This window comes from uncultured Parabacteroides sp. (assembly GCF_905196875.1).
Classification (GTDB): domain Bacteria; phylum Bacteroidota; class Bacteroidia; order Bacteroidales; family Tannerellaceae; genus Parabacteroides.
Genome location: NZ_CAJJWO010000037.1, coordinates 1 through 20,903 on the forward strand (window position 1 = coordinate 1; position 20,903 = coordinate 20,903).

23 protein-coding genes are annotated in these 20,903 nt (G+C 44.3%); all 23 read left to right on the forward strand.

Annotated elements, in window-relative coordinates:
• Positions 1-67 precede the first annotated feature (67 nt).
• The 23 genes from QZ076_RS13075 (at position 68) to QZ076_RS13185 (ending at position 20,885) form a co-directional block, all read left to right on the forward strand.
• Positions 68-409 (forward strand): hypothetical protein, encoded by a 342-nt coding sequence (locus QZ076_RS13075; protein WP_293713750.1) that lies wholly within the window; start codon positions 68-70, stop codon positions 407-409.
• A 16-nt stretch (positions 410-425) separates the two neighbouring features.
• Positions 426-650, forward strand: coding sequence for a hypothetical protein (locus QZ076_RS13080; protein ID WP_293713751.1), 225 nt, complete (start codon positions 426-428; stop codon positions 648-650).
• Between the two features lie 237 nt (positions 651-887).
• On the forward strand, positions 888-1,850 hold the full coding sequence (locus tag QZ076_RS13085; RefSeq protein ID WP_052725109.1) for a site-specific integrase: 963 nt from the start codon (positions 888-890) through the stop codon (positions 1,848-1,850).
• Between the two features lie 14 nt (positions 1,851-1,864).
• Complete coding sequence (locus QZ076_RS13090; protein WP_198293305.1) at positions 1,865-2,041, forward strand: hypothetical protein; 177 nt, start codon at positions 1,865-1,867, stop codon at positions 2,039-2,041.
• A 2-nt stretch (positions 2,042-2,043) separates the two neighbouring features.
• Positions 2,044-2,358, forward strand: coding sequence for a hypothetical protein (locus QZ076_RS13095; protein WP_046151448.1), 315 nt, complete (start codon positions 2,044-2,046; stop codon positions 2,356-2,358).
• Complete coding sequence (locus QZ076_RS13100) at positions 2,355-2,738, forward strand: hypothetical protein (RefSeq protein WP_046151449.1); 384 nt, start codon at positions 2,355-2,357, stop codon at positions 2,736-2,738. Before QZ076_RS13095 ends, QZ076_RS13100 begins: the two co-directional genes overlap by 4 nt.
• A complete protein-coding gene (gene dnaG / locus QZ076_RS13105; protein WP_046151450.1) occupies positions 2,731-6,642 on the forward strand; it encodes a DNA primase in 3,912 nt (1,303 codons plus the stop codon). The genes QZ076_RS13100 and dnaG overlap by 8 nt, the downstream gene beginning before the upstream one ends.
• Before the next feature lie 561 nt (positions 6,643-7,203).
• A complete protein-coding gene (locus tag QZ076_RS13110) occupies positions 7,204-7,695 on the forward strand; it encodes a hypothetical protein (RefSeq protein WP_046151680.1) in 492 nt (163 codons plus the stop codon).
• A 98-nt stretch (positions 7,696-7,793) separates the two neighbouring features.
• Positions 7,794-8,174 carry a hypothetical protein gene (locus QZ076_RS13115; protein ID WP_046151681.1) on the forward strand — a complete coding sequence of 127 codons (381 nt, stop codon included), beginning with the start codon at positions 7,794-7,796 and terminating at the stop codon, positions 8,172-8,174.
• 54 nt (positions 8,175-8,228) lie between these two features.
• Positions 8,229-9,170 carry a S49 family peptidase gene (locus tag QZ076_RS13120; protein ID WP_046151682.1) on the forward strand — a complete coding sequence of 314 codons (942 nt, stop codon included), beginning with the start codon at positions 8,229-8,231 and terminating at the stop codon, positions 9,168-9,170.
• A gap of 11 nt (positions 9,171-9,181) precedes the next feature.
• Entirely contained in the window at positions 9,182-11,233 is a 2,052-nt protein-coding gene (locus tag QZ076_RS13125) for a hypothetical protein (protein ID WP_046151683.1), read from the forward strand.
• 82 nt (positions 11,234-11,315) lie between these two features.
• On the forward strand, positions 11,316-12,329 hold the full coding sequence (locus QZ076_RS13130) for a hypothetical protein (RefSeq protein ID WP_046151684.1): 1,014 nt from the start codon (positions 11,316-11,318) through the stop codon (positions 12,327-12,329).
• Positions 12,330-12,332: 3 nt separating this feature from the next.
• Positions 12,333-12,953 carry a hypothetical protein gene (locus QZ076_RS13135; RefSeq protein ID WP_157317158.1) on the forward strand — a complete coding sequence of 207 codons (621 nt, stop codon included), beginning with the start codon at positions 12,333-12,335 and terminating at the stop codon, positions 12,951-12,953.
• Positions 12,954-12,985: 32 nt separating this feature from the next.
• Entirely contained in the window at positions 12,986-13,351 is a 366-nt protein-coding gene (locus QZ076_RS13140) for a hypothetical protein (protein WP_046151685.1), read from the forward strand.
• A 4-nt stretch (positions 13,352-13,355) separates the two neighbouring features.
• Positions 13,356-14,006 carry a hypothetical protein gene (locus tag QZ076_RS13145; protein WP_046151717.1) on the forward strand — a complete coding sequence of 217 codons (651 nt, stop codon included), beginning with the start codon at positions 13,356-13,358 and terminating at the stop codon, positions 14,004-14,006.
• A complete protein-coding gene (locus tag QZ076_RS13150) occupies positions 13,996-15,744 on the forward strand; it encodes a hypothetical protein (RefSeq protein WP_046151686.1) in 1,749 nt (582 codons plus the stop codon). Before QZ076_RS13145 ends, QZ076_RS13150 begins: the two co-directional genes overlap by 11 nt.
• A 253-nt stretch (positions 15,745-15,997) precedes the next feature.
• A complete protein-coding gene (locus tag QZ076_RS13155) occupies positions 15,998-16,306 on the forward strand; it encodes a hypothetical protein (RefSeq protein WP_046151687.1) in 309 nt (102 codons plus the stop codon).
• Positions 16,303-17,781 carry a hypothetical protein gene (locus QZ076_RS13160; protein ID WP_046151688.1) on the forward strand — a complete coding sequence of 493 codons (1,479 nt, stop codon included), beginning with the start codon at positions 16,303-16,305 and terminating at the stop codon, positions 17,779-17,781. The genes QZ076_RS13155 and QZ076_RS13160 overlap by 4 nt, the downstream gene beginning before the upstream one ends.
• On the forward strand, positions 17,778-18,650 hold the full coding sequence (locus QZ076_RS13165) for a hypothetical protein (protein WP_046151689.1): 873 nt from the start codon (positions 17,778-17,780) through the stop codon (positions 18,648-18,650). Before QZ076_RS13160 ends, QZ076_RS13165 begins: the two co-directional genes overlap by 4 nt.
• Positions 18,647-19,498, forward strand: coding sequence for a hypothetical protein (locus tag QZ076_RS13170; RefSeq protein WP_046151690.1), 852 nt, complete (start codon positions 18,647-18,649; stop codon positions 19,496-19,498). Before QZ076_RS13165 ends, QZ076_RS13170 begins: the two co-directional genes overlap by 4 nt.
• The gene (locus QZ076_RS13175; protein WP_046151691.1) at positions 19,495-20,058 is read left to right on the forward strand and encodes a hypothetical protein; all 564 of its coding nucleotides are present in this window, start codon (positions 19,495-19,497) and stop codon (positions 20,056-20,058) included. The genes QZ076_RS13170 and QZ076_RS13175 overlap by 4 nt, the downstream gene beginning before the upstream one ends.
• 60 nt (positions 20,059-20,118) lie before the next feature.
• Positions 20,119-20,469, forward strand: a complete 351-nt coding sequence (locus tag QZ076_RS13180; protein ID WP_046151692.1) for a hypothetical protein — start codon at positions 20,119-20,121, stop codon at positions 20,467-20,469.
• Complete coding sequence (locus tag QZ076_RS13185) at positions 20,466-20,885, forward strand: structural protein P5 (protein WP_046151693.1); 420 nt, start codon at positions 20,466-20,468, stop codon at positions 20,883-20,885. Before QZ076_RS13180 ends, QZ076_RS13185 begins: the two co-directional genes overlap by 4 nt.
• Positions 20,886-20,903: the final 18 nt, after the last annotated feature.

Sequence of the window (20,903 nt, forward strand, 5' to 3'; positions counted from 1 at the left end):
AAGCGGCCTGTGAGAAAATTTGGAAAGAGAGTTTAGAATGGCTTTAATATAAAAATAAATGAGCTTTATGGAATTAAACGATAAAGTGCAAGTCATATTGACAGAAGAAGGTGCAAAAGTACTGAATGAAAATAATACGTTTCTGAAAATGAAATTCAAAAGTATCTATTTCAAAACAGATTATAAGTCAGGTGATACATATACCTGTCTCTTATGGCAATTATTTGAGCATTTCGGATGCTGCAATAATGCTGGCAGTGAACATGCATTCACGGGGCTTATTCCCTTTGTTGAAGATGAAAAATTAGAGTTTGATATTTCCAAGCCGGAGGGATGCCCTTATGAAACATCAACAGCATGTATACTTGCTGTTGGAGGCAGTTGTAGATATTGCAGTTACAATTTATAATTTAAAAATATAAGAAATGGACGACAAGAAAATCTATGAAGTAACCGTACATCGATGTATAGGTGTATTTGTTAAAGCAAACAGCAAGGAAGAAGCAAAAGCATTGGCCATCGAAGCGGGCGATAGTGATATCTACGAAGAGGACTGGGAGAATACCAATACGGAGGTGTATTATCAGCCAGAAGAGAAAGATATTGAGGAGATGGACGATGAAGATGTAGATAAAATTTTCGAAGAATAGATTAATCGGAAATCCCGATCAATCTTGATAGTAGTTGTTCGGAAATTCCGAACAACTGGAAATAGCTCAAATCACGAAAGATATGAACCATTCCGTTGACGCTAACGAAATGGTATAAAAGCAGCAAAGCCGAACGGCGGCTACCGAACGGCTCTGTAAACTCTCTCCTGCTTACGCAGATAGGCTATTAACACTACAAATGTAGTGCTTATTTTCTGATAAATAAAACAAAATATCATGGGTGCACTTCAGTTAGAATTTTCAAGTTATAATGTATCACAATTACAAAGCGAATATTTCCGCAATCTTCCGTCCTGCAATTTCATCCAGTTCGGTGTACTTTTTATCAACTTAAAAAAGAAAGGTAAACACTTTTCTCTCTATAGGAATTTGTTGGAGCATTTCTTGAACTATCAAGATACCATAGGTCATGCTTATAAAACGAATCAAATAGGACGGGAGGAAATAGACGGCTTTGTAGACTACCTGCATGTAGATAAAGGGCTGAAAATATCTACAATCAAAAGCATGATAACGAAACTTAAATATCTCTTGGGGAAAGCCTACTTGAACGGATGGGCTGTGGATGACTCTTATTCCGATGCCAAAGTACGCGAAAATGACTCCACTTTCATTTACTTGTCCGAAAAAGAGATAGCCCGTATCTATTATTATGATAATCTGACACCCAAGCAGGAGGAGATACGAGATATGTTTATAGTTGGATGTATGACTGGGCAACGATATTCTGATTATTCACGACTTTCTGCTGATAACATTAAAGGAGAAAATATCCATATCCTTCAGCAAAAGACCAAAAATAAAGCGGTCGTTCCCATGACCGAATATGTGCGTGAAATATTTGTCAAATATGGTGGACAAATGCCTAAAACCCGCTGTATCCAATATTTCAACAAAGCTATTAAGTATATATGCAAAAAAGTAGGACTCACAGAACAGATTGTATACGAGGAAGAGCAAGCGGATCAGATTGTAATGGTCCGTAAGCCTAAATACGAAATGATCAGTTCGCACACTGCTCGTAGAACTTTTGCGACAAATATGATCAAAAACAATATACCAAGCAATAAAATAATGAAATGCACAGGTCATAAAACATCAGCTTGTTTTGATCGATACGATCGTATGACACTGGAAGACAATGCGAGGGCACTGGCTGGTAATGGATATTTATCATAAAAAACAATTATAATATGTACGTAGAAAAAGACAAAAACGGTCAAATCATCATCCAGGACATATCGCCTGAAGATGCCAGTTATCTGGATGATTGCATCTGTTCCTATCTATCCGGTAAACCTTTAAATAGTCGTACGGATGCCGAACGGAGATTAGTATTCCTAAAGGTTGAACTTGAAAAGCTGTATTGATTATGGACTTAAAACAATATCGGCTAAATAGCTGGGAATGGTACAATCAATATAAAGAAAAATATGGCTCTGAGGCTTTCCATCAATATAAGGATAAAATATTCAAAATGTTGACAGATTTAAAACCTGGACGCTTATATGATCTTGACAACGTGGAATCCAAAGGTTCAAAAATATTTGTCATAACATATAACGTTGATGGCATTGAAAAGCAAGAGTCTAATCCGGATCTGTTCGTTAAGTTTTGCTGCATGTTTATCCTGTCATTCAAAGATTATGAATTTAGTGAGAACTTTGATAAAATAATGAGAAAATGAGTTGGAGAAAAGAAGAAATTCAATATTTGAAAGATAATGCCGGGAAGCAGTCTTTCAAAAATATCGCGACCCATTTAGGGAAAAGCGAAATGGCTGTCCAGTTATATGTCCATCGATATCGTATACCGGTTGCTGAACAGAAGGGACGAAACCTGGTACAGGAAATACTGACAATCAAGTTCGTTAATCCCGAATATTTCACCCCTACGAAAGCCTTCTATAAGGCAATTGGAATGAATCAAAAGCGCTGGTGGAATTTATATTTTGGAAAGGAACGAATGACTGAAGATGAATATTTCCGATTGATAGAACATTTCCAGGTAACTCTTAGAGAAGCATTCGACGCAAGGCAATTAAAACTATTTGAAGATAATGATTGAACAAAAGATAATAGATCAAATACTCGATGCCGTCAATATAGTTGATGTGATCAGCGAGTATGTGACGTTGAGCAAAAGAGGTGTCAATTATTGGGGCATCTGTCCGTTCCACACGGATCGTAGCCCCAGCATGTGTGTTAGTCCTGCCAAACAGATTTATAAATGTTTTGCCTGTGGAGAAGCAGGGAATGTCATTACTTTTCTGCAAAAGCATGAAAACATGTCTTACCCGGAAGCTATCAGGAGTCTGGGAAAGCGTTGTCACATAGAGGTCCCTGATCGGGAGCTTACTCCGGAAGAACAACAGAAAGTATCAGTAAAAGAATCGCTACTGATCGCACTGTCGGCTGCATCGGAAAAATTCACCGGTTATCTGACCGCCAACGACGAAGCAAAATCTTATCTCCTTTCCCGCGGATGGAATGCCGGAGAAGATCAAACACTCGAACTCTTCCATGTAGGCTTTGCTCCAGACACTTGGCGTACACTGATCGACGACATGAAACGCTCCGCTTTCAGCTCCGACACCCTGGTACAAGCCGGCTTGGCCACAAAAGGAGAAAAGAGCGTCTACGACTCTTTCCGCGGACGGATTCTGTTCCCCTATTACGACCTAAAAGGTAATGTGATAGGTTTCACCGGACGCTCCATCAAGCCTTCAGACAACGTAAAGTATTATAACACCGGAGAGACTCCCGTATTTCATAAAGGCAATGCCCTGTTCGGACTATTCCAAGCGAGACAAGCCATTGGACAACAAGATCGAGTGTATTTTGTGGAAGGGCAATTCGATGTGCTATCATTCGTTCGTGCCGGTGTACGCAATACGGTCTGCGGATCCGGAACCGCCCTTACACCTGAACAGATAAAAACAATCATAAGGTTCACCCGAAATATTACACTCATTTACGATTGTGACGAAGCAGGAATAAATGCTTCCGTTAAAAACATCAAAGCACTACTGGAAGCAGGCGCCAACGTCCGAGCTGTATCACTTCCGGACGGCGATGATCCGGACAGTTTTGCCCGGAAGATGCCGGAAAAAGAGTTGGCCATCTATCTGCATAACCACGAAACAGACTGGGTAACCTACTTGGCCGGCATTTACGAAAAGGATTTTGAAGATCCTATCCTGAAAAACGAGCACCTGACTTTCATAGCTGAATGTATTGCACTTGTTAAAGACAAGTCATTAAGCATATCTTATACTACGAAATTATCGGAAAAACTTAAAATACAATCCGATACGATAAAAAACAAGATAAAGGAGTTCACGGTTTCGCTCCCGAAAGACGAAGACATAAAGAAACCGGGATTTTATGGTATCGAGGAACTGGTGAGTACTCTTCCCGATATCAGCGAAAACTGTATCCTTACGGACAGTTTTACCGAATTCAAAGAAAATTACGGCGAAGAGCCGATCATATACGTTTGTGGACTCCCTTCGGCCGACCAGATACAGGAGTTCCGCCGACATGCAGCCTACTTGCATTTTACATATAGTTCAAACATAACCTTCGACGAACGACGGGAGTCCGACCTGCTTGTTACACTCTGCAATCTGTTCAAAGCAGGCTTCACCCTATATATAGAAAAAGACGATATCGATTTTGAATTCGTAGACTTCTACACTCGGCTATATGCTGCGGCAATGGAAGAGAAGACAGGTGATGTGCGGACGATCTATTATGGCCGGTGTGCCGACATTATGGCTTCTGCTTCTGAAGCCGCCCAGTCCGTCATGGAAAAGGAATGGTGTTCTGTCCTTAAGTTGACCAGTAAGTCATTCAAGGAACTGATGAAGCCCTACCGGGATAAGAAAAAGTCGAAAAACGCCATGCTACATCAGCAAAGTTTCGATGACTCCCTAATCTGGGAAGATCCGGACATCGTACCTGACTACGTAGAAGAAAATGAGGAATACAAAACAAACTACCGTAGACACGGATTCTACCCGCTACTTAACAAAGAAAAAGAACCGGTAAGCTATATGTTTAAGAATCCTTCCGGAGGTGGTCACTTACAGGTGGCTGACTTTTACATGATCCCCCTGCTACATATTTACAGCAGTGATTCCGAAGGTAACAAAAAGATTATTAAGATAAACCGACGGTACTATAAGAAACCGCTCTACATGGAACTCCGAAGCAAGATATTCGCCTCACTCAATTCATTCGAGGAAGCTTTGGTTAATGAGGAAGGTCTGAATTTTGAAAACGGGACAGTTGCCCAATTCAAAAAAATAAGACAATCCATGAGCTACGAATATACCCTGTGTGACGAATTGAAAACGTATGGCCAACAACCGGAAAACTTCTATGCTTTCAGTAACGCCATATTTCACGAGGTAGACGGAATATACCGGATCGACATGGCCTCAGACATTGGTGTGGTAACACATAACGGTAAGAACTATTATGCTCCGGCATTCAGCAACATACATGCCGGACTCCGGAAAGATGATGACATGTACGAGAACCTGAGAGCGTTCGTATATAAAAACATTCCGTTGGAACAGCAATGTTCGTTCGAACGTTGGACATCACTGATGAACCAGGTGTACAAGATAAACGACAACGGGAAGTGGGCTATTATATATGCTGTCATGTGTGCTTTCCGATCAGACATCCATCCGATCGACCGCTTATTTACGGCGCTGTTTTTTATGGGACCTACAATGTCAGGAAAAACACAGGTTGCCGTGTCTATCAGATCGTTGTTTATTGATCCGGATTTACCATGCTTCAATCTTAATACTGGTACTCCTGCTGCATTCTTTACGCTTATGGAAGGTTTCAGGGACGTACCGCAAGTATTGGAAGAATATAATAACAAAGACATAGACGACAGGGTATTCCAAGGATTGAAATCAGTCTGTTACGATGGTGATGGAAAACAAAAACGAAAAGGGACCGGAAGCAAAGATTTGGAAACAAGTAAAGTCTACTCCCCCGTTATCCTGGCAGGTCAGGAAACTCCCCAACGGGATGACAACGCCCTGATGAACCGTGTCGTAATATGCGAAGTTCCAAAACGAACAACCCCCTACGAAGAGAATGAAAAAAACGTCTTTCAGGAACTAAAAGGCTACGAAAAAACAGGGCTATCGAACATCCTTTTTGAAATACTAAAGCTCAGACCTCTTGTTCGCAAACATTTCAAGTCGTATATGCGTACTATCAATAAAGACCTGACCAAGTCCGTACTGGCCGGTTCCGGAGGATCTGGTGATATGACTCGTATCATTAACACCATATCTTTATTCCTTTCCATGTGCCGGCTGCTTGAAGAGCATGCGCCACACCTGAAGCTCCCTTTCACGTATGAAGAGTTCTACGAGATTGCCCGAAAGAAAGTAATTGCCCAGGTCGAAATGATCTCCCGCACAGACAAGCTGGCCGGATTCTTTAAGGCGATGGAAGTAATGATTAATACCCGGTCCATTATCGAAGGAAGAGATTACGATATTGACCAGCCAGAAAAATTAACGGTTAAACTATCAGGAAATGAGCGTAAAGAAATACCGATACCGGCAGGAACAAAAGTACTATATCTTCGCCTGTCGTCTATCCATACGCTCTATGCCAAATCTTCCTACAATACGGAAGATGCGACACAATCCACCATTGAAGCAAACATTCGCTCCAACCCGGCCTATATTGGAGTTGTAAACGCTCGCAGGTTCAAGTGGAAAGAAGTTAAAGAAGTCCCGAAAGGTGATATCCGTGAAGGTGGTAAAGTCGATAACGAGATGATCCGTATCATGGATCCTAAATCAACAACAACGAGTTGCCTCGCTCTCAATTATGATGTATTCCGGCAATACTTCGACATTGACCTGGAACGTAGCGAATGGGATGAGCCGGAGGTTGAAGAAAAGAAACAACAGGATCTTCCGTTTTAGTGTCGGGAGTATTCTTGAAAAGTGCGACAAAGAGTATTCTTTTTTTGTTTGTTCAATTCGTGTGGTGGGAGTTCCGGTATCCGGTTCTCCCATCTTCATTTTCCCCCCGTACCCCCCCAGATTAAAAAGAAAAAGATGATAGTGTGTTTTTCTGAAAAAAATATTCGCAAAACAGCGACCTACAGACCTACAGACCTACAAGCCTCATAATTTTTCAAAACAAGTAATAAGTAATAGTATGTATATTAAGTATTTAAGTATATATGTATATATAGATGTAGGTTGTAGGTCGCTTGTAGGTCTGTAGGTTGTTGTAGGTCGTGTAGGTCAGAGGGTATTTTTCTTGTTTTGGGCACCGACCTACAAAAAATAGGCAAAAAAGGGCAAAAAGTACCCTTGTAGGTCGTGTAGGTCGGTCACCTACACGTTCTTTTAAGACTTTAAATTTTTCTAATTGGCTAAAAATCATTACATTTGAGTATTGCAAATCTCGTTTGTAGGTCTGTAGGTCGGTAGGTCGCAGAATATAAGGAAAAACTTTTTTAAAAATACATTTTCATCATGGTTACAACAAAAATAGAGGTGAAACAACATTTGGCAGAATATATTCAGGGCAAGTTCAACAACTGCATGCCCGGACCAGTATTTCTTCCGGACAGAGAGGATTTATATCATGTGATATACGATTTACTCGAAAAACGCCCGGTTTGTTGCCAGCCGGATAACGGCAACCTTGAATTAGGTATCCCGGACAGGCGTATAGGTAAATCCCCTGATACATATAATTATCTGGGAACGCGTTCTTCCCGGATCATCTCACTAAAGATCGAAGTTCTGTTTTGGGCAGAACTGCATAGCCTGATAGACGAAAACAAACATCTATACGGCATCCAGTATATCGAAACAGTCGCCTATTTCATGCGCAAATATGGCATCCAGGCAATTACTGAAGATGCTCTCCTAAAGAACTATTACCGGTGGCGGGATAAGGTACGCAAGAAATCGAAGCGCCGTGGATACGCTAAACAGCAAAATGATGTTAAATATAGCTGATTATTTCACCGACCAAGTGTATCGATTTGTCCGATTTTTGGGGTGAAAACGTCTGAAAATGGCGAAGTGTTTGAATAACAAATAAATACAAATAGAACATGAAAGAATTTTGTAACAAAGTCCAACTATTCCTCCTACAGGACATCCAATCTTTCCGGGAAAATGTGATCACCCTGAAACCGGGACGCTCTGCCGTAACTCTGTCGACCGATGATTTCACCATGACACCAAAAGAAGAAACAGACAACGCCGGTACATTATATAATGTAGAAGAGGACATCACAACAGAGAAAGTAACAACGTCCACTGCCTCCGCCTATAAGATACGCCGGTCTGCTATCTTAAAACTCGAAACACTCCCTGAGCACTCACCTATATTTATAGGTTCACTTGAATGGCCGGCACAAGTATCGATAACTACACATTTAAATAAAGATACGCTGCACATTCACAGTAAAATGAGACAAAGCCCGCTTTAAAAGTCCTTTCCCATACCTGTTTATAGTTCTTACTTCGTAGGAAAATAAGCAGGTATGAACAAAAAAACATATGTAATACAACTTCTAACTTCCCCACAAGCCCGACTACTCATTACACATGATGAGTATATCGCCGCCTTACTTGCCTATTTCCCTCTAGGGAATCAATCGGTATCATCCTCATTTGACGATGCAAAAACATATAAAGAATATATCACGGACGAACTTATTCCGGTACAGGCTAAAACTACCGTTCCGCTTACCATTGATTTTTCTTCCAATGATATAGAACCCGGAACACTGGCCTATCATCGCATCAAAGGATTGATAACAGCCGATAGTTGCTGGTATTTCTCCAGCAAACAATTCGAACAGGATTTATTACAAGCCGAAGATAACCCGAACATCACATGCCATTTTCTTCATATAAGTTCTGGAGGGGGCGAAGCCTGGTATCTCGACCGTTTGTCGGAGACCATGCGTGCCCTCTCCAAACCTATCTACTGCTTCGTCGAAAAATTATGCGGATCAGCAGCTTATTATATAGGTAGTCACGGAGCAATACTAAAAGCACTCACTCAAAACGATATTATAGGTTGTATCGGTTCTATGATCGGCTTTTGGGATATTGATCCTTATTTCGAATCGCTCGGTTTCAAGAAGATAGAGGAATATGCCCGTATCTCCGACCTAAAGAATAAGAAGTACAACAACCTGAAGGCCGGGAAACCACAGCAATACATAGACGAAGAGTTGGAACCTTTGGCAGAACAATTCCGCACAGAAGTTCGAGCTTCCCGTCCGACACTTGCAAGTTTGGAACTGGATCATCCTGCCTTGCGTGGAGAAACATTTGATGCAACACATGCCATAGATGCCGGACTTATCGACGGCATAGTTACATTCAATGAAGCCCTGACCGAAGCCCACGAACTTGGCCAGAAATGGAGCGAATCCCGCAAACAACAACGAAACAGAGTTCTTTCATTAATTTAATAAATACAAGTATGAATTTCAAAGACAAACTTTTAGCAGTCCTTACCGGCCTTGGATTAATCGACAAAGCGAAATCCAACACGTTGGTAGATGATGACTGGAAAAATATCGAGGCTTCTTTCAAAGAGAAGTACGGTATGTCCATCACCGATGCCATGCAGGAAGCTCAGGCTGCGGATACATTGAATGCAGAACGCAATGCCGCTCTGGCAATTATCAATACATCCGAAGTCCGCCAGTCGGAGGCAGAAAATAGTACAGCAACTACAACGGACGGAACCGCAACGGTAGATATCCAACCCGGTAATGACAACCAGCCACAGTCGCTTGTGACCAGCGTACAGTCGTTAGTGACCGCTTTGAATACCTCCAACAAAGAAAACGCCGAACTCCGCCGTTCATTAACAACGATGGCTGCCAAGGCGGTAGATGACAATCCGCAAACAGTAATCAAAAAACAACTCACCGTGTTTGGACCAGGTACAACGGCAACCCATCTGTTCGGTATCGAACATCCATTGTTCGATATGCAAAAACGTTGGAACATCATTGCCAACAATACGGCTTATGCCACACTGCATACAGCCGATGAAGATACGGACGGTATATCTTTCCGTACCGAAGTACGCAACTATGGTAAATCACTGGCTGCTCGCTACGCTTTCTTGAAAAACAACAACCTGTTGATTCCGGAAAAACTGAATTCCGGTTTCACCAACGATTTTTCAGAATTGAAAGATGCCGGATTAGGTGACCAATATGTGATTATGCGCCAGGATGCCTTGATCGCCCGGATCATCGTCTTACAGAACGTGTACGACCTCTATCCCCGCCGCTATGGTGTTCAGGACCGAGAGTTAATGACCAATGCCTTCTTTACCGAAATTTCTCAGGCTTACCAAGTTGGTGAAGTTTGGAAAGGCAGTATGGATCTGCAACCTGAAATGGGCTATGTGGATGATGCAATGGCAAAAGTCAAATTCGGTCCGCTCAAAGAGATAGAACGTAAATATATCGGTTATTTGAATACCGATGGTTCCGATCCAATCAAATGGGGCATGATTGAGTGGCAATTATTGCAAATCTACACCCAGATGGTAAGCGAACAGAACCGCCGCCGTATCCGCGGTTGTTATGTAAAACCGGAAGCCGGCAAACCAGGCAGCTACCTGAACTCATCCACTGGTCTGATCTACACCTTAGTTCGCTACATGCACGAAAACACCCTGCTGCCCCACTCCGACGAAACGTATAACGACTACTCGGAAACAACCTTCCTGGAAGCCGTTATCGAATTTGTGAAAGATGTGAAAGCTACCCTGGACGAAGATATTGACCTCGAAGGTTTTGCCATCTACTTGAATAAGAATCACCGCGACTGGTGGATCGCCAACTGCCGCACCAAATACGGTAAGGACCTCGACTTCACCGGCCCGATGAGCTACGTTAATGTGGTTCCGGATATGGGTATCCCCATCAAATGGGTTCCAAACATGGGACAAAGCAAGCTGATCCACCTCCAGGAACCGGGCAACCTCCAATGTCTGGAATTCGTTCCGGGCGAAATGCTGGCATTCAAATTGCAGGAATTTATGGAAATGGTCATGGCATGGTCTACCTGGAAGGAAGGCTTCACCGCCAGCTTCATCGGTCGCCATTTCTCTACTCCGGCAGAATTGACAGCCAACAATTACAGCCTGCAACGCCTGTTCTGTAACAAACCGTCTACAACAGTAGATGCCGACGCTACAACGATTGCTTGCGGCAATCAGTTCTGGTTTGTGACTTCTGCCAACACAGCAGCCAAGGCATTGACCGACATTACAGGAGCTAAGAAAGGAGTTGTCTACCTGATCGAGTGTGGATCTGTAACAAACTCAACCAGCATTACCAAGAGCGGAAAGTTTGCCGGCATCACAGCCGCCTATACCCCTACAAAGGTAGGCGATTACATCATGGTAACACTCAACAGCGAGGGCAACTTTATCGAACTGGAGCGCCGAGTAAACGGTGTTCGGTCTATCAATAAAGACTTACAACCGAACATTCCGGGTGCACGCTGATCTTTTTGTTCATAGTTTCTTTATAAGGAGTCCGGGAGCAATCCCGGCTCCCTATTTTCCAAATCATTAAAAAATTACAGTTATGCAAAAAAAGAAAGTTCTTTCCTATATAGCAGACCAAAAACGAGCATTCAAGGCACGTCGTGCTTTGCAACTCAAATTTTTCCTGTGTCTGATGCTATTGTTCGCATCCGTATCAACGATATCCGCTATCACCTCTCCGGACGATGCCAAAGTATCAACCGAAATCGTAGTAGGCACAACAATGGCCAGTATGATGGCAATCGGCAGTATTGACGATGTAGCCGATAAAGAAGTAGCCGGTGAATCCATCGCCTACAAAGTATGGTTGATAGAAACCAAACAGTTAGACGGTTCACGTTCATTCCCTATCCCAAACGCGTCCAGGGAGGTTTCGTCGCTCCCTATGCTCGACGGCGAGTATATGCATTACTTCGAGGCCCACGATATCCCGACATACACCAGTTCAGGGGAAAAAGGCGACCTTACTATTTCGAGCACGAACACCTTGACTATTATCATGGGCGGTGTACGAGATCAGCTTCTAAAATTCATTGAAGAAAAGGCCGGTTGTAAATTTCTCATTATTTTTCAGGAATGCGAGTCTAACAATCGGTTTATTCTGGGTAATCCCTGCAAACCGATGGTACTTAAATCCTTCAACCTAAAGAATGACAAAGAAAACCGTTCCGTTACCTTTACCTTCGAGAACAAATCTATCAAGCAATATCATAAGTATGTAGGCGATATCATTGTGAAAGATGCCGTCACCATCACCGCCGGAGCAACAGCCTTGGCTACCCAACCGGGAGTCAACACGTATAAAATACCGAACGGATCATCAGCTACCTACGCTCTCGCTACCGTATCAGGTCTGACCGCTTCCGACAAAGGCCGTACCATCACTTTGGTAGGAACCGGATCTGATAAAGCCGCCACAGTAGCCGACAATACATCTTTCGTCCTGGAAGACGGAGCCACCTGGACGGCAAAAGCCGGATCGCAAATATCCTTCCGGGTGTTGGACTCTACGACATTAGTAGAAATTCAAGGTTCACGCGTACAAACAGCATAGCCCATGTATAGCATAAAACAAAAAATGAAGCTCCTTCGGGAGCTTCTTAATTCGGAACATGCCGAGGCCGACCTTCGTCTGCTTCGTGAGGTATCACCCCAGAACGATCTGCTCCGTTCTCCCATCGTCAATGCCGCCCGCTCTGCAGAAAAGATCCTGTACACCCTCTTAGACCAGACAACAGCCGAAAAGATCCGTCTGAACCGTCGTGCCGCAGAAAATAAACAGCAACCGGAAAACGAACAGCAAAATGAAAACGATAAAGAAAAACAACCGGCCGACACCGATACCGGACAACCGGCAGTTTCGGAGCAACCCCAAGGAGATACTCCGGATCATTCCGGAGAAGATAATCCGGACGGAGATGCCGACAAAGCTGATGTAACCCAGCAATTAGAGGATACTAAGGAAGAATTGGAGAATACCCAGTCTGAACTGGAAGAGACTCAGGAAACGTTAGAAGATACCCAAGCCGAACTGGAAGCTGCAAAAGAAGCATTGGACGCTGAAAAAAAAAGCGAACCCGCCACGGCATCAGCTCCATCAAACACCAGAAAGAAGACGAGTACCCGCAAATCGACTGGAAAAACATCTTCGACAAAAACGTCCAAATCGCGACGCTGATCTATAACGACCGCGTCAATACATGGCGTGAAATGAAGGTTTTGGATATCGAACTCGACGATAAACCTACCGAAGTCAAGGTAGCAAAGATGGCCGAGACGCGTATCCGGAACCTTCAATGTTTCGAAGAACTTCAATCGTTCAACGATACCGGTAAATGGGTTAATAAACACCCATTACTCATCCATTATTCCGAACGTTTCCAATTAGAAGAACTCCGACGAAAAGATCCGGAAACCTTCCTTCAAAAATACGCAGCCTGCAACCAGAATGTCAAACGATATAAGTCGTATCTGAATAATCCTAACCGTTCGGGCAATCACGAAAACGACAAAAAAAACCTGGCAAAACACCAGGAACGCAGAGTAATTTTTGAAAGTATACTACAACAAACATAAAGTCATGACAACATTAGACATTATAGACAAACTGCATCCCGATATCATCCACACTTTCCTTTCCACCGGAAAGTGTAGCGGTATCCCTGAGGACGTACAGCTCTTCCTGCATCAAATGCAATGGGCCGCCGAAGTATACGAACAGGAACGAAATATATCCAAAGCCGCCAAAACGCTGCAAACCCGTATCTTTTCCACGCAAGGCATTCGGCTGGATGTCCGTACCTGCCAGGCACGTATCTATTCCGCTATCTCCTATTTCTCAATGGACTGCAACGTAGCCACCAAAGTATGGGAAACCGACTTCGCCAACAAATACGAAGACCTGGCCTTGGAAGCAACGAAATACGAAGACTTCCGTACCGCCAAAGCCTGTTACGATGCCGCTCGCGAATGTCGCCTGCGTGCCTCTGAAGCAGCCGACAAAGAAAGCGCCTGGGCACCGGTCTTCCTGATCTCCAACGAGGTCACGGCCGAACTGCTGGGCTTTAGCAAACGCAACCTGAAAGAAATAGCCCAAAAGAACAATAACGGTTTCTACATCAACCTGATAGACAACCTTCCTGTAGAAAAAGAAGAAAAACAACGGCTCTTGCGCGATGCTAATATCATGGATGCCGAAATCATAGAGGAGATACCAGAAGATGGAGAATAACACATTTCAAACCGACCGCTTCGAAGACTATTATATGAACCTGATGCAAATCCGGGCCAATGTAGTAGACGCCAATACACAGATAACCGAGGTAGCCCGTGCCGGTGGAAAGACGGAAGGCGTATTCGGCCCGCGTATTATTAAGGTAGCCAACGAGATGCCCGGAGAACTGGCCTTCCTGGTTCACAAAACCTATACCGCCTTGTTTACCAACATCTGGCCGAATATACAAGCCTACTTCAGCCGCCCAATCATGGGAGGCCGGCGCACCATGCTGGAATACGGTATAGATTACATTGTCGGCGAAAGTAAAATCCCTACCCATTTTTGCCGTCCACGTTACCCGATCGCTTTCCCGAAGCACAGCATCCTGTTCCGTAACGGCTTCCACCTGCAACTCGTATCGAGCGACCAGCCAGAATCCGTGGCCGGACGTTCCGGTGTGCATGCCTTCATCGAAGAGATGAAACACCAGAAAGGCGAAAAACTGAAAAGCCGCCTGTTTCCGTCCCTACGTGGATCGAGCGCCGAAATACGTGCCAGCCAATACTATCAGGGAATTACCGGCGTATCCGATACCGCCCGTGTGGACCTGGGTGAAGACAACTGGTTTGAAGAATATGAACACAATGTCAATACAGACCTGATAGAAGAGATTGTCACCGTCTCCCTGCACATCAACCAAGCACTGGCGACCATGTATCGTGCCGATGCGCTTGCACGTGAAGAAAAGAACCCAATACTGCTGGAAAAGTTACGCCTGGATATCGAAAAACAAAAGCGAATTATCGCCCTTTGGAAACCTCGTCTGGCCGACATGCGCCGGTACGCTACCTACTACATCCGCGCCAGCTCTTTTGTGAACAAAGACATATTAGGTCCGAAGTTTTTCAAAACCCAGTTGGAAAGTCTCGACATCGACGAATTCTTGACCGCCATATGCGCCATCCGCAAAAAAGAGGTAATGGACCGTTTCTTTGCCAACTACTCACCCAAACAACATCAATTTACCGATAGTTACAAATATGCCAGCATCATGCGCCTGGATCTGAAAGAGCATTTCCGCCTGACCGCCTTTTACCTGAAGTATTACGATCCGCGCGAAGAAATCCTCCTAGGCTACGACCCTGGTCATTTCTCCAGTGTGGTAGCTGCTCAGGAACGTAAGCAAGGTACAGAACTCCGCGTCTTAAAAGAGTTCACTTGCTACTACCCACAGCAACAGCCGGAACTGGCCACCGCCATTCATGAGTTCTTCGGCTCCGATGCCAAGAACAAACACATCCGCCTGTACTACGACCGTGCCGGTAACAAAAAGAAAGAAGACTTCGAGCAAATAACCACAGATGCCAAGATATTAAAAAGGGAATTAGAGAGTTACGGTTTTTCAGTTGAACTGATGAATGAAGGACAAAGCACGATCTACTACTGGATGCAGTTCAAACTGTTGCTGCTTATTTTCGGAGAACAATCCAATTCATTCCCACGCGTATTAGTAGATGAAAACGAATGCCCGAACTTATGCAGTTCCATCATGTTGTCTCCCCGAAAGAAAACCGACGGCCGTATCGAGTTAGACAAGACAAGTGAAAAGAAAGTCCCCATCAAGTATCAGGCCGGGTTGACAACACAGCTTCCGTCCGCGCTCATTTACCTGCTACATGGCCTATACTACGAACGTATGCCTAGCGAATATAGCGCAATACCGGATGATTTACCCGACAATATGATGCTATAAACCTTCTCCCGGGATATAATAATAGTTGTTTCACCCTATAATAATAGCCTGTTTTGGAAATGAAAATGCACCTATATAACTGAAAGACAGTGATGGTATTCCCCTAAAATTAAAAAAGACTTTTCGCAAAAAGCTTCTGTTTTACGCCACCGCTGAGTTTTCGACTTGTGTTGCACTCTCCCGGTCGGTCCGGAAAATATGACAGAGGGACCCGTGTCCTTTCCCTCTCCCGCTCGCCCGCGTACATTTGGGCATGGAAACGATTACAGGCCTGCACGCATTGCAATGGGCACGGGAGCTATCGAAGCTACCCGATGGATGCTTCACTATTGCCTTCTATCCTTACTCTAAGGCAAGGGGAAAGGCATCAGCCAAGCTGGTAACCAAGGCAGGATGCAAGTATAGGGCACAGCTACCACAGGAGCGCTTTCGGGTGGATAGCGACAACCTGTTCCTGTTCTCCGATGCAGATGGCAACCCAAAGTCATGCTACCGCATACTGATCCGGTACATGGGGTTTCCGCAAGATGGATTTAAACTACATAAGATAGATTGGCTATGAGTCAGATAGACATGTGGGGTAACCTTGGCTGTTACCTGGATGACAACAATGTAATAACCTTTCAGGTGGGTACGAATCCCGGTACCAGCCTGATGCGGGAAATGGATCAGGACGAAAGACCTGTATCCGGATATAATCGGAATATATCATTCCGTTGGTTGAATGTGGATGGCTATAACGTGTATTCCCGTGGAGCGGATAACCGCAAATGCGAACATATAGAGGCCGATATCAAGAACAACCGGTTATTACCCCGCTTAATCAGTAAACAGATCAATATGCTATACGGTAAAGGCCCCCGTATATACAAAGAGAAACTGCAAGACAACAAGGTGATCCGGGAGTGGACCGATGTGCCAACTATACAAGAATGGCTGGACAGCTGGCCTAAAAATGGTATGGAAATGTCCTACAAGGATTTCGGACTTGCCATCATCAAACGATATTACTTCTTCCGGGACTTTTTCGTAAAGTGGCGCATGTCGCAAGGAAAAGCCATTGGCCGCATGCCCGTGGCCGGGTTGGATTTAGTAGAAAACAAATATTGCCGCTTGGCAACGCTCAAACAAGATGTCGCCGAGGATATCGTATTATATAACGATCTGCGTTTCGTCGTTACCGGAAACTGGAACTATGGAGCGGCCAAATACAAGGTGTACCCGCTATTTCGCATCAACGAAGTTGACAACTATCGTTTTGCCGCCATATCCCATCACCGGGAAAGCTCCGTGGGCAATCATTACGGAGAGAACGAAACCCACGAAGGTGTTAAGACTCATATCAAAACATCAAACGAATTACCCGAATTTATCGATAGCTTTTTAAATAATAGCTTGGCAGCCAAAATACATGTTATCATACCGAATGCCTGGGTAGAAGCCAAGCGTAAACAAATAAAAGCCTTATGCGAAGAAAATAAGCTCCGCAAGAAGGATAACAAACAACTGATAAAATACAATGATATCGAGATCGGCACCGAATACCGGGAGTCATTGATCGTACTTTACACCCAGGAGGAACTACGCCGTCTATCGCTATATTTATCCGGTAAAAAGAACCAGGGGAAGGCCTTTTCTACCTATTCGTTCAAAACCGGCCAGGGAAACGAAGAAGAACGATGGAAGATCGAAACGATCGACCTGAAGTACAAAGAATACATTTCATCCTTGATCGAATACGACAAACGGGTAGACGAAGTGCTACTGGGTGCCGTAGGCCTGGACTCGTCCATCTCCAGCGTTAGCAAGGATGGGGTTATATCCAAGTCAGGCGCCGATGTATATTATAACTACTTGCTTTATCTGCAAACACTCACTCCAGACGATGAGAAGTGCTGCGAACCGTTCAATCTGGTCCTGCAGGTCAACTTTCCGGATCTCTATAAACAAGGCTACCGGATCGGTTTTTACCGGGAGGTACCGGCACGTCAGGAAGAAGTTTCACCTAATGATCGTTTAAACCGTCAACAATCATGAGCTACAACGTATTAATAGAACTATTTGACAATATCGCCGACTTTCGGGATTATGTACCTTATGTCGCTAGCGATATAGAGATCGAAGAACTCAATTCGTCTGCCATAGGCGCACGAAAACAGATCCTGGGCATCATAACCATTCCCCTTTGGAAATCGATCATACAAGACAAAGATTCCGACGCCTGGCATCACTTGAAACTGGCTTTCGGCAATCTGACCATGCACAAGGCTGTTATCTTTGCTACCATCGCCAAACGTATGTCCGGAGGGGCGGATGTGTACAAATACGAACTGGAGAGTATGCGCCGCCAGTATATCGACAATTATTTTAACGCAATGGATTCGCTTATCCACGAACTGGAGACCAATGAATCCTACCAGGAAGTCTGGCGTAAGACAACCGACTTCCAGTATATGGACAGCCTCCGGATCAAAACAACCGCCGAACTCAACAGCCTGTACAGTATAGATATGTCATACCTGTTCTTCTTCCGGACCATCGCTATTCAACGCGAAGTGCTGGACGATACGATCGGAGGATACTTCGTCAGTATAGAAGGCCGCGAAGCCGACTTCGAAACGAAGCTGAAACGGGCACTGGCGATGCTGATTATTTCGGTTGCCTTGACGCGTTTCGATATTATCGAGTTACCAATGACCATCCGTAACCTATTCGACGATTCTAAAGGCTTCCGTCATGGTTCTTCCGAGAAATCCGCTTTAGACGCATTGGCCGCCTCCCTGCAATCCCAGGCAATGGAAACCATCAAAGCCATAGACCTGGCTCTCAGTGAACCTGTGTCCGGGAATATTGATCCTACCACCTCCTATAACCGCGAAAGCGATAAAATCTTCCTGATGTCATGAATGCTCCTGCTATTGTTTTTGAAACTCATTTCGGAGAATATAGTATACCCAATCGATGGGAACAACTTACTCCGGAACTGTATCTGTCTGTCTGCAAGTTGCTCCAGCAATACGCTACCGGTCAAATCTCTTACCGGCAATTACATATCGCTTACATCTGCAAAGCTCTAAAATTGAATCCAAAGAAGATAAAAGGGGATGATGCGAATCAAAATCTGTATCTGCTTTCCGAACAGATAGACTTTATATGTAAAGACATGCAACATATCAATAACTGCTTTCTGGCACAATTGGTGCCGGAAATATCCGTAAACGACCAAATATATAAGGCATACAAAATACAGACCGGATTTGACACGCTAACCTGTTCGCTCTCCGCCATCCAGTTCATAGAGGCTTACGAACTGATTGGTTGCCAAGCGGACAAACTGCCTGTGATGGCAGCTATTCTATACTGTCCAGGCACCTACACGTCCGAAGCTGCCCATCGGTTAGCTGAGAGTTTTGCATCGCTGGATTCGATATTACTCCAGGCCATTTGCCTGAACTTCCAAGCATTTGCCAACTACCTGTTCACCCAGACTCCGTTCAGTATCTTATACATGCGAAAACCTAAAGAACATAAACCGGCTATCTCCATCGGCATGGCCGAAAGCCTGTATAATCTTTCGGCCGACGGATTAGGAAATGTAGACGTTATTGAACAAATGCCGGTCATCAAGTACCTGGCCATCCTCCGGAAAAAGCTCATTGAAAGCGTCACCGCCATGAACGAAGCCGGTATCGACCTGGTAGAAATCTCTGACAAGACAGGATTATCCATAAAAACAATAAAACAAATCATATGAACACATCCCTATTAATTGAACTGTTTCTTTACTTCGCCCGCTTCCCGAATCACGATGCTTTCAGCGCTCTGTTCAACAAAGGGCGAAGCAATATAGATGGGTACGAAGACTTGTCTGCAGCCCTTCTTGCTCTGCCTAACGAACCTTTAGTACCCGAAATAGGCAACTATGTCTTTGGCCCCAACTTCGATGCAGTCAGTAGCCGTGTCAACAATATAAACGGTTACTATTTGTTTGTCGATTATGGAGAAATAGAATGCGGAACCGACAATAGTAACCGGATGACTGATTCCGCCCGACTAGCTATAACCGTAGCCTACCGACTGAAAGAGTTCTCCGGGGACCTGATGGAACAACTGCTCGTATCAGATCAATCCCTTTCATATTTGGTCGCGATCCGTAACCGAATGATTGCTGAACAACGGGAACGATGTTGGCTGAAGGATGTATCCCGAAGTCATACCCTGACTCCGTTTATTGCCCGCGAACTCTCAAGTGTCGGTTGGACCATGCTCTTTAACCGGGATGGTTATGATACGTTTGGAGCAAAGCGCAAATGAATGTCCTTTATGCCTGGATTAGAATTGAACAACTTTATACCCATAAATTAATAACAAAGAATGGATTGGATGACAATAGGTTTAGCTTTTCTGACCTTTATCAGCGGAGGAGGCATTGCTGCCATTGTATTGCTTCCACAGAAACGCCGGTCGGCTGAAATAGAAAACGAGGCTAAGGTCAGTGAACAATGGAAAGAGCTTTACATACAATTCCGTGAAGAGAAATCCCGGCAGAGTGATTTGATTGATAAGCTATACGATGATTTGACGGCGGCCCGGAATCAAAATAATACACTGACTACGAACAATGCCATATTGAAACTATGGAAATGCGAAAAACTGGAATGTGGATATCGTAAGCCACCCATCAGCGCCGACCCATTCAAAAAATTAGAGGAGGAACATCAATGAGTACAGAAAAATTACCCCGCGGTCTCCGGAACAACAATCCCGGAAACATCCGTAACAGCAACAGTGTGAAATGGCAGAGTGAAGTAGATGCCGCCAACAAAAAAGACTTTACATTTGAAGAGTTCAAAGACAGGGCATCCGGCTACCGGGCATTGCTGAAATTACTGCGTAATTACCACAAGTTGCATGGTTGCCGCACCATCGCCGACTATATCCACCGATGGGCTCCGGAGCACGAAAACAACACATCCGGCTACATCATCCGTGTAAGCCGGGAAATGCAAGTCCCTACAACTTTCGTTCCGGATCCGGACGAAAAGTCCATCATGTGTGCGATGGCAGCAGCTATCAGCTTAGTTGAGAATGGAGTCCCCGCAATCATGTCAGAAGTGGAAGCCGGATGGGACGCCTTGTGACTGGAACGATATTATATC